The 6,196-nt window shown below is 71.9% G+C and carries 4 protein-coding genes; 3 read left to right on the top strand and 1 reads right to left on the bottom strand.

Features of this window, described 5'->3' with window-relative positions:
- Positions 1-50: 50 nt before the first annotated feature.
- Positions 51-2,264, bottom strand: a complete 2,214-nt coding sequence (locus ACPYOM_RS20440) for a GTP-binding protein (protein ID WP_481347354.1) — start codon at positions 2,262-2,264, stop codon at positions 51-53.
- Between the two features lie 404 nt (positions 2,265-2,668).
- Here ACPYOM_RS20440 and ftsH point away from each other — a divergent pair, with 404 nt between their 5' ends.
- From ftsH to folP, 3 genes are all read left to right on the top strand, one after another.
- Positions 2,669-4,774: an ATP-dependent zinc metalloprotease FtsH gene (gene ftsH, locus ACPYOM_RS20445; RefSeq protein ID WP_481347355.1), complete on the top strand. Its 2,106-nt coding sequence runs from the start codon at positions 2,669-2,671 to the stop codon at positions 4,772-4,774.
- A 3-nt stretch (positions 4,775-4,777) separates the two neighbouring features.
- Positions 4,778-5,350: a GTP cyclohydrolase I FolE gene (gene folE, locus ACPYOM_RS20450; RefSeq protein WP_481340315.1), complete on the top strand. Its 573-nt coding sequence runs from the start codon at positions 4,778-4,780 to the stop codon at positions 5,348-5,350.
- Positions 5,351-5,400: 50 nt separating this feature from the next.
- Positions 5,401-6,196, top strand: a 796-nt coding sequence (gene folP, locus ACPYOM_RS20455) for a dihydropteroate synthase (RefSeq protein ID WP_481347356.1), incomplete at its 3' end; no start/stop codon positions are given.

Consider the following 6,196-nt stretch of genomic DNA (forward strand, 5'->3'; position numbering starts at 1 on the left):
TCCGTCGTCGGCAGCGTCAGATGTGTATAAGAGACAGGGTTCGGTGCGGGTCAGAGCTTGCCGGCGACGCGGAGGACGTACTCGCGCCGGTGGAGCGGGTCGAGGTCGGTGCGTGGTCGCGACGGGCGCGGGCCGACGACCGGTCGGTACCCGTCGAAGTCGCACACGAGGTCACCGAGCCCGCTCGTCAGGCCGGGCACCCGGTGCTGCAGCTCGTGCAGGCTCTCGGCCGGGACCTCGCCGCGCAGCCGTGTCACCTCGCCGAGGACCTCCGTCTCACGCGGCGCGGCCCGCACGTGGCCGAGCATCGTGAGGACCTGACCCAGCACGTCGCTCGGCACCTCGAGCTCGAACCGGTGCACCGGCTCCTCGACGGCGGTCCCGGCGGTGCGGAGCGCGTCCATCAGGACGAGCGGGGTGAGGTTGCGGAAGTCACCCGCGGTGCTCGACATCGACCGGTCGAACTTCTGGTGCATGTGGCTCTGCCGCGGCCAGTAGCCCGAGTGCGTCATCGTGACGGCGCAGTCGGTGACCGGCCACCCGTCGAGCCCCTGTCCGAGCGTCGCGTGGACGGTCTCCTCGACGGCCGTGAAGAACGCCGGTGGCATCGACCCGAGCTCGACCTCGAGCGCGAACCGCACTCCGCTGCCCGCCGGCGCGGGGTCGACGCGCAGGCCGACCGTGGCGTTGAACGGGTTCGGCGCCACCCCGATCAGCTCGACGGCGCAACCGGACCCCGTGACCCGCTCGCGGCAGATGACCGTCGTGGTGCGGAACCTCACCTCCACGCCGTGGTCCGTCGCCAACGTCGCGCCGATGACCTCCTTCTGCACCTCGCCGTAGAGCGAGACGTGCGTCTCGCCGCGGACCTGGTCGTGGCGCAGGTCGATGAGCGGGTCCTGCTCGACGAGCCGGGTCAGGGCCGTCTGCAGCTGCGCCCGGTCGGCGGGGTCGAGCGGCTCGACGACGGTCTCGAGCGTCGGCGGCGAGAACTCGTGGACGAGCGGCCGCGCCAGCCGGACGTCACCGACGAGGTCGCCGATGCGGGCCCGTTCGAGCCCCACGACCCTCGCGATCCGGCCCGCCGGGACGCGGTCGACGCGCGTGACCCCGCCGGCCTCGTGGACGGCCAGCCCGGTGACCCGCGCGTCCCGGTCGGTCGCGCGTCCGGCTGCCCGACCTCCCGTCCTCGGGGGAGCGCCGCGCTCGCTGGGGACCTCCGTGGGGGCGAGTGCGTCCGCCGGGGCGCCGGCCTCGAGAGCCCGGGCGTCGTGGAGAGCCACGCGCTCGCGCACCGCGACGGAGCCCGACGTGACGTTGACGAGGGCGACCTTCTCGCCGGCCGCCCCCCGCTGGACGGCGAAGACGGTTCCGGCGAGCGGACCGTGCGCGTCGGGGGTCGTCGTCGGTAGCAGCCACGGCAGGGCGTCCGCCAGCTCCCGGACACCCACGCCGGTCATCGCGGAGCCGAGCAGGACCGGGCAGACGAGACCGCGCCGGGTCTGGTCGGTGAGCCCGGCGAGCAGCCGATCGGCGGAGACGCGACCGGGGCGTTCGAGCCAGTCGTCGAGCAGCTGGTCGTCGGCCCGGCTCAGCGCCTCGACGACGCGTTCGCGGGCGGCCGTCCGTGCCGGCCGTCCGCGCCCGGGCACGGACGTCGACTCGGTCCCGACCGCCGGGGCGAGCCCGAGGGCCCCGAGACCGTCCGGCACGACGGTGGCCGAGCGCGTCCCCTCGTCGATGCCGCGCTCGAGGAGCACGGGCGTCACGGCGAGACGCTCGACGACCTGGCGCAGGACCCGGTCGGTGCACGCGCCGGTGCGGTCCAGCTTGTTGACGAACAGGAGGGTCGGGACGCCCAGCCGCCGCAGCGCCCGGTGCAGGACCCTCGTCTGTGCCTGGACGCCCTCGACGGCGGAGACGACGAGCACGGCGCCGTCCAGCACCGCGAGCGAGCGCTCGACCTCGGCGATGAAGTCCGAGTGGCCCGGTGTGTCGACGAGGTTGACCGTCAGCGGTCCGCCCGGCGCACCGCTGGCCAGCTCGAACGACACGACGGCGGCCTTGATCGTGATGCCGCGGGCCCGCTCGAGGGCGAGCGTGTCGGTCTGGGTGCTGCCGTCGTCCACGCTGCCGAGCTCGCCGATGACGCCGGCGTGCAGCAGCAGGCGCTCCGTCAGGCTGGTCTTGCCCGCGTCAACGTGGGCGAGGATCCCGAGGTTGGTGGTGCGCGACGGCACCGGTGAGGTGAGTGGGGTGTCCAAGGTGCTCCATGTCCTGTGCGTGGGTACGGCTGACCTGCTCGGGTGACATGAAGCTGCGGCGCATCCCGCTCTCCCTTCTCTCTGGGTCTCTGGCTGTCTCAGGGCTCCGTCGAGCTCTCGAGCTCTCTCGAGTTCTCTCGAGCTCTCTCCGGCGTCCGTCCGCACGTCCCTGCGACGTGGCGGCGCCCTCCAGTGCAGCAACCCCCGAGGCGACGGGCAACCGAATATCCGCCACGCTCCCGGCCGCGAGGCGTCCGCCGGCACGGTCCGGGGGCGGGGACGGGTGCGGGCTGGTTGGTCAGCCACCCTCGCGATGCGGAACACTGGTAGGTGGCCGGACGTTGAGCCGGAGGACGAACCCACCGGACGAGCAGGAGGACCGGGGCTGCCCGCCCCGCACGTACATGGACGCTAAGCGGATACTGCGCACCCCACTGCTGTGGATCTTGGTCCTCATCAGCGCGCTCGTCTTCGGGATGATGTTCTCCCAGTCCGGCCCGCCGCGGATCGACACCTCCGAGGCGATGAAGCAGATCACGAGCGGCAACGTCACGTCGGCCAAGCTGATCAACAACGAGCGGATGGAGCTGACGCTCTCCAAGCCGTACACGTCGCCCGACGGGGCGGTCAAGGACGCCAAGTCGGTCTACGCCTACTACGTCGACGCGCGTGCCGGCCAGGTCGTGCAGGCCCTCGACGCCAAGCAGCCGGCCAACGGCGTCGACGACTACATCGAGCAGCAGAGCTGGTTCGGTTCCCTGCTGTTCTCGATCCTGCCGATCATCGTCATCCTCGCGATCTTCTGGTTCCTCATGGGCCAGATGCAGGGCGGCGGCAACCGCGTCATGCAGTTCGGCAAGTCGCGGGCCAAGCTCGCGAGCAAGGACACCCCGAAGGTCACCTTCGCCGACGTCGCCGGCTGCGACGAGGCCATCGAGGAGCTCCAGGAGATCAAGGAGTTCCTCCAGGAGCCGGCCAAGTTCCTCGCCGTCGGGGCGAAGATCCCCAAGGGCGTGCTGCTCTACGGCCAGCCCGGTACCGGCAAGACGCTCCTCGCGCGGGCCGTCGCCGGCGAGGCGGGGGTGCCCTTCTACTCGATCTCCGGCTCGGACTTCGTCGAGATGTTCGTCGGTGTCGGCGCGAGCCGCGTCCGCGACCTCTTCGAGCAGGCCAAGGCGAACGCCCCGGCGATCGTCTTCGTCGACGAGATCGACGCCGTCGGACGCCACCGTGGTGCCGGCCTCGGCGGCGGCCACGACGAGCGCGAGCAGACCCTCAACCAGCTGCTCGTCGAGATGGACGGCTTCGACGTCAAGACCAACGTCATCCTCATCGCGGCGACCAACCGCCCCGACATCCTCGACCCCGCCCTGCTGCGCCCCGGACGCTTCGACCGACAGATCGCGGTGGAGGCGCCCGACATGCTCGGCCGACACCGCATCCTCCAGGTGCACGCCCAGGGCAAGCCGATGGCCCCCGACGTCGACCTGCTCGCCGTTGCCCGCCGCACGCCCGGCTTCACCGGTGCCGACCTCGCCAACGTCCTCAATGAGGCGGCGCTGCTCACCGCGCGCAGCGACCGGAAGGTCATCGACAACGTGGCGCTCGACGAGGCGATCGACCGCGTCATCGCCGGCCCGCAGAAGCGCACCCGCATCATGTCGGCCAAGGAGCGCAAGATCACGGCCTACCACGAGGGCGGCCACGCCCTCGTCGCGGCGGCGCTCAACCACACCGACCCGGTGACCAAGGTGACGATCCTGCCGCGCGGCCGCGCGCTCGGCTACACGATGGTCATGCCCGTCGACGACAAGTACTCGACGACGCGCAACGAGATCCTCGACCAGCTCTCGTACGCCCTCGGCGGACGCGTCGCCGAGGAGATCGTCTTCCACGAGCCGACCACCGGCGCCAGCAACGACATCGAGAAGGCCACCGGCATGGCCCGCAAGATGATCACCGAGTTCGGCATGAGCGAGCGCATCGGCGCCATCAAGCTCGGCCAGTCCAACGGCGAGGTCTTCCTCGGCCGCGACATGGGCCACGAGCGCGACTACTCCGAGCGCGTCGCGAGCGTCGTCGACGAAGAGGTCCGCAAGCTCATCGAGGCCGCCCACGACGAGGCGTACGAGGCGATCAACACCAACCGCGACATCCTCGACCACCTCGTCCTCGAGCTGCTGGAGAAGGAGACGCTCAACCAGGCCGAGCTCGCCGAGGTGTTCAAGAACGTCGTGCGGCTGCCGGAGCGCCCGACGTGGCTGTCCTCGCAGACCCGCGTGCCGGGCGACCGGCCGCCGGTCCTGACGCCGGCCGAGATCGCGGCATCGCAGAACGGCTCGGGCCAGAACGGCCACCTGCCGCCGCCGGTCCCACCCGACCGCGAGCTGGAGGAGAAGATCGACGAGGCCGCGTCCGTCGGTGCTCACCCCCTCGCCGAGGAGCACCCGGCCCAGGAGGTCATCGAGGTGCCGGACGACCGTCCGGTCAACCCCAGCGAGAAGGGCTGACGGGTGGCGGTCGACCACGCACGCGCCGAGGCGGCGGTCCGCGAGCTGCTGCTCGCCGTCGGTGAGGACCCGGAGAGGGAAGGGCTGAGGGACACCCCGGCCCGCGTGGCACGGGCGTACGCCGAGATCTTCGCCGGCATCGACAAGACGGCCGCGGAGGTCCTCAGCACGACGTTCTCCATCGACCACGAGGAGCTCGTCATCGTCCGCGACATCGAGCTCTACAGCACGTGCGAGCACCACCTCGTGCCGTTCCACGGCGTCGCGCACGTCGGGTACATCCCGGACAAGGACGGCCGCGTCACGGGCCTGTCCAAGCTCGCGCGGCTCGTCGAGGTGTTCGCGCGGCGGCCGCAGGTGCAGGAGCGGCTGACCTCGCAGATCGCCGACGCGCTCGTCGACCACCTGTCGGTGCGCGGCGTCATCGTCGTGATCCAGGCCGAGCACCTGTGCATGTCGATGCGCGGCATCCGCAAGCCGGGCGCCTCGACCATCACCTCGGCCGTGCGAGGCCAGCTGCGTGACCCCGCCACTCGAGCGGAGGCCATGGCGCTCATGCTCGAGGGCAACAAGTGACGGCCACCGGCATCGAGGAGCTGCTGCAGGTCACCGACCGCACGCTCGTCATGGGCGTCGTCAACGTCACGCCGGACTCCTTCTCCGACGGCGGTGAGTGGTTCGAGCCGGAGGCCGCCGTCGCCCACGGCCTGGAGGTCCTCGCTGCGGGCGCCGACGTCGTCGACGTCGGCGGCGAGTCGACGCGCCCCGGGGCCGAGCGTCCGTCGGTGGCAGAGGAGATGCGCCGCGTCGTGCCCGTCGTGCAGGCCCTGAGCGGGCAGGGCGCCGTCGTGTCCGTCGACACGATGCGCGCCGAGGTGGCCGCGGCGGCGCTCGAGGCCGGTGCTGCGCTCGTCAACGACGTGTCCGGCGGCCTCGCCGACCCGGACATGGTGCCGCTGGTGGCCGCCATGGGCCGGCCGTTCGTCGCGATGCACTGGCGCGGCCACAGCACGCAGATGCAGTCCCGGGCGGTCTACGGCAACGTCGTCGGCGAGGTGCTCGACGAGCTGGCGGCCCGACGCGACGACCTGCTCGGGGCGGGCATCGCGCCGGAGAGGCTCGTGCTCGACCCCGGGCTCGGCTTCGCCAAAACCGCCGAGCACAACTGGGCGCTCATGGCGGCGCTGCCGGTGCTCCACGGGCTCGGGCACCCGGTGCTGCTCGGTGCCTCCCGCAAGACGTTCCTCGGCCGGCTCGGTCGCGATGTCGACGCCCCACCGCGCCCGGCCGCCGAGCGTGACCTCGAGACGACGGCCACCTCCGTCATGGCCGCCATGGCCGGGCTGTGGTGCGTCCGGGTCCACGACGTCGCCTCCACCGTCCGGGCCCTCGCCGTCGTGCAGGCGGCGCTCGACCATGCCG

This window comes from Monashia sp. HAY1-2A (assembly GCF_056755315.1).

What these genes read in the sequence shown, in the direction of transcription:
- ftsH (WP_481347355.1), top strand. Translation starts at nt 2,669, where the DNA reads ATGGACGCTAAGCGGATACTGCGCACCCCACTGCTGTGGATCTTGGTC.